General features: G+C 75.9%; 5 protein-coding genes. 3 read left to right on the top strand and 2 right to left on the bottom strand.

The features are described from left to right. The 3 genes from HMPREF0731_RS12640 to HMPREF0731_RS12630 all read left to right on the top strand — a co-directional run. The coding region (locus HMPREF0731_RS12640; protein WP_040613114.1) for a GvpL/GvpF family gas vesicle protein at nucleotides 1-573 on the top strand (573 nt) is incomplete at its 5' end. Further along, nucleotides 570-782: a gas vesicle protein gene (locus HMPREF0731_RS12635; protein WP_040613112.1), complete on the top strand. Its 213-nt coding sequence runs from the start codon at nucleotides 570-572 to the stop codon at nucleotides 780-782. The genes HMPREF0731_RS12640 and HMPREF0731_RS12635, both read left to right, overlap by 4 nt. Next, complete coding sequence (locus HMPREF0731_RS12630) at nucleotides 779-1060, top strand: gas vesicle protein K (RefSeq protein WP_007004532.1); 282 nt, start codon at nucleotides 779-781, stop codon at nucleotides 1058-1060. The genes HMPREF0731_RS12635 and HMPREF0731_RS12630 overlap by 4 nt, the downstream gene beginning before the upstream one ends. A gap of 9 nt (nucleotides 1061-1069) precedes the next feature. Here the strand turns inward: HMPREF0731_RS12630 and pcl are convergent, their stop codons facing one another. Further along, nucleotides 1070-2266, bottom strand: a complete 1197-nt coding sequence (gene pcl, locus HMPREF0731_RS12625; protein ID WP_007004531.1) for a 4-coumarate--CoA ligase — start codon at nucleotides 2264-2266, stop codon at nucleotides 1070-1072. A gap of 37 nt (nucleotides 2267-2303) precedes the next feature. Then, the gene (locus tag HMPREF0731_RS24325; RefSeq protein WP_040613111.1) at nucleotides 2304-3032 is read right to left on the bottom strand and encodes a hypothetical protein; all 729 of its coding nucleotides are present in this window, start codon (nucleotides 3030-3032) and stop codon (nucleotides 2304-2306) included. Between the last annotated feature and the right edge of the window lie 45 nt (nucleotides 3033-3077).

Raw genomic sequence — 3077 nt, 5'->3', positions numbered from 1 at the left:
GCGCATCACGCCGTGATCATGGCCGCCACCCCCTGCCTGCCCTTCGCCTTCGGCGCGCTGTTCAGCGGCACGGCGCCGCTGCTCGACTGGGCGGCGCGGCGCGGCGCCGATCTGGCCGAGGCGCTGGAACGCCTCGACGGCCGCGCCGAATGGAGCCTGCAGCTGGAGGCCGAGCCGGAGGCCCAGGACGCGCATCTCTGCGCCACCGCGCCGGAGCTGGCCGCGCTGCGGCAGCGGATCGACGGCGCCGGCCCCGGCACCGCCTTCCTGCTGCGCCGCCGGCTGGAGCAGCTGCTGCCCGGCGCCCGGCACGCCCATCTGGCCGGCGCGGTGGAGGCGCTGGCCGGGCTGGTGGAGGAGGCCGGGCTGGAACGCCTGCCGGAGGCGCTGCCGGGCCGCCTGAGCATCCTGGCCGATGACGACGCCCTGGCCGCGCTGCGCCCGGCGCTGGAGGAATTCGGCGAGGCGCTGGCCGGCACCGGGCTCGCCCTGCGGCTCTCCGGACCCTGGCCGGCCTATGGCTTCGCCCGCGCGCTGCTGGCACAGGACCCGGTGGCGGAGGCCCGCCCATGAGCCCCCTGCCCCCGCCGCCGCCCATGCCGCGCCCGCCCTGGCCGGGCCAGGTCGACTCGCCGCAGGAGAGCCTGGTCGAGGTGCTGGGCCGGCTGCTGGACATCGGCGTGGTGGCCGATGGCCATGTGCAGCTGGCCGTGGCCGGGGTGGATCTGGTGCGGCTCGACCTGCGCGCCATGCTCTCGGCGGTCCGGCCGCCCGGGGCATGAGCGCACCCGCCCCCCTGGCCCGGCTGGAGCTGGACCCCGCCCGGCTGGAACAGGATCTGGCCCGGCTGGTGCTGACGCTGGTGGAGTTCCTCCGCCGCCTGATGGAGCAGCAGGCGCTGCGCCGGCTGGAGGAAGGCAGCCTGACCGAGGTAGAGGCCGAGCGGCTGGGCGCCACGCTGGCCGCCTCGGCCGGGGCGATCCGGGCCTTGTGCGACCGGCTCGGCGTCAAGCCCGATGAGCTGAACCTGGATCTGGGGCCGCTCGGGCGGCTGCTCTGACGCCGCGCCTCACGCCGTCCAGTCGGCCGGCTTGCCGAGCGGCGACACCGGCAGGGCCGGGCCGAAGCTGACATGCACCGGCCGGCTGGGGGCATCCAGATTTTGCCGCCCCCAGAGCTCCAGCGCCTCCGACAGCGCCGCCAGGTCGGCCGGCCCCGCCGGCACGATGAAGGCCTTCAGCCGCGGCTCCGGCAGGGTGGTGTCGAGCCGCACGGCGCAGGCCGCGACGCCCGGATGCTGCTCCAACTGGCGCGCCACCTCGGCCGGGTAGACATTCACGCCCGCCACCTGCACCGCCTCGTCCTTGCGGCCGCGCAGGCGGAAGCGGCCATCCGGCAGCCAGTCGACGCGGTCCGGCAGCGGCCATTCGGCGCCGGTCGCCACCTCCACCAGGCTGGCCGCCTCCCCCGCCGCGCCGGGGCGCCAGCGCGGCAGCAGGGTGAAGGGCTCTTCCGGCGCGGCGCTGACGCCGATGCCGGCGGTCTCGCTGCTGCCATAGACGACATGCACCGCTTCCATCCCGGCCTCCAGCAGGGCGCGGTGCAGCGCCTCCGGCAGCGGCCCGGTCGAGCTGGTGGCCTGCAGCCCCGGCGGCAGCCGGCCCAGCTCGCCCAGCAGGCGGCGGAAGCCGAGCGGGAAGCCGACCAGCAGGCTGCCCGGCTCCAGCGCCTGGCGCAGCGCGGCGGGCGGCAGGGCCCGGCCATCCAGCACCGGCACGCCCAGCGCGTCCGGCAGCGCGGCGGCGAAGAGGAAGCCGTAGATGTGGTGCGCCGGCACCAGGTGGATGATGCGCCGGCAGCCGGCGAAGCGGGCGGCCCAGAAGGCGGTTTCGGCGGCCAGCGCGGCCGCCGCGTGGGAATGGCCACGCGGTTCGCCGGTGCTGCCGGAGCTGTGGAAGGTGAGGCCGCTGGTGCCCTCCTGCAGCACCCGCTCGACCAGCTCGGCCCATTCGCCCAGCCGGTGGAGGGAGAGCAGCATGTCCTCCACCCCCACCTCGTGGATGTGGAACAGGCGGTTGACCGCGGTGGCGACGCCGACCCGCTCCAGGCTGTCCAGGGCCAGCCCCTCGGCGCCGAGGGCGAGATCCTCGCCCCAGCCGGCGGCGGTGGCGGGGGCGATGGACCGGCGCGACAGGCTGGCCAGCTCGGCCGCCAGCAGCGAGCGCAGCACGCGCAGGATGGCGGCGCGCGAGAGGATGGGGAGCATGCAGGGCCTCACCGGGGAGAGGGCAGGGCTTGCCGGATCAGCCGCGCATCCGGCGGGCGCTTTCAACCCAGGCGTGAATGTCGATCAGCTGGGCGATATCGCCAAGGGCTTCCTTCAGCTGCTGCGGGTCGGCATGGGCCAGCTCGTCGATCGACTGGAAGCCGAGTTGCTGCAGGCGCAGGGTGATGCCCGGACCGAAGCCCAGCATGGGGCCGCGATGCGGCTCGGGCGCGGCGGCCGCCTCGGGCGGCGGCGTGGCGGGCGGCCCCTCCGCCGGCTGGGCTGGTGCGTCCCGGAGGGTTTTTTCCGGGATCGCTTCCTCCCGGAGGGGTTCTTCCAGGATGGGCTCCGCCTCGGCGGCTTCCACGGGGGCGGCTTCTTCCCGGACGGGCTCCGCCTCGATGGCGGCTACCGGGACGGATTCCTCCCGGTTCGGCTCCGCCTCGATGGCTTCCACCGGGACGGATTCTTCCCGGTTGGGCTCTACCTCGATGGCGTCCACGGGGGCGGCTTCTTCCCGGTTGGGCTCCGCCTCGGTGGCGTCCACGGGGGCGGCATCCTGATGGATGGGCACCGCCTCAATGGCTGCCACCGGGACTGTTTCCTCCCGGATGGGTTCCGCCTGGGCGGATTCCTCCACGCCAGCGGGGCCGGGTGAAACGGCCTGCGGCGGCGCGGTCTCCAGCCCTTCCAGCCCGGCTGGCTCCACGGCGGGAGCCTCCAGGGCGGCGCCGGCGGCCGGGGCTTCCCGCACCGCCTCCGCCACGGGCGGCGGGGGCGTGTCCTCTGGTGCCGGCGCCGCCCCGCCGAC

Source organism: Pseudoroseomonas cervicalis ATCC 49957, from assembly GCF_000164635.1.
In the GTDB taxonomy this organism is placed as follows: domain Bacteria; phylum Pseudomonadota; class Alphaproteobacteria; order Acetobacterales; family Acetobacteraceae; genus Pseudoroseomonas; species Pseudoroseomonas cervicalis.
The sequence above is the reverse complement of the archived record's forward strand: the minus strand, read 5'-3'. Positions and strand labels throughout refer to the sequence as shown.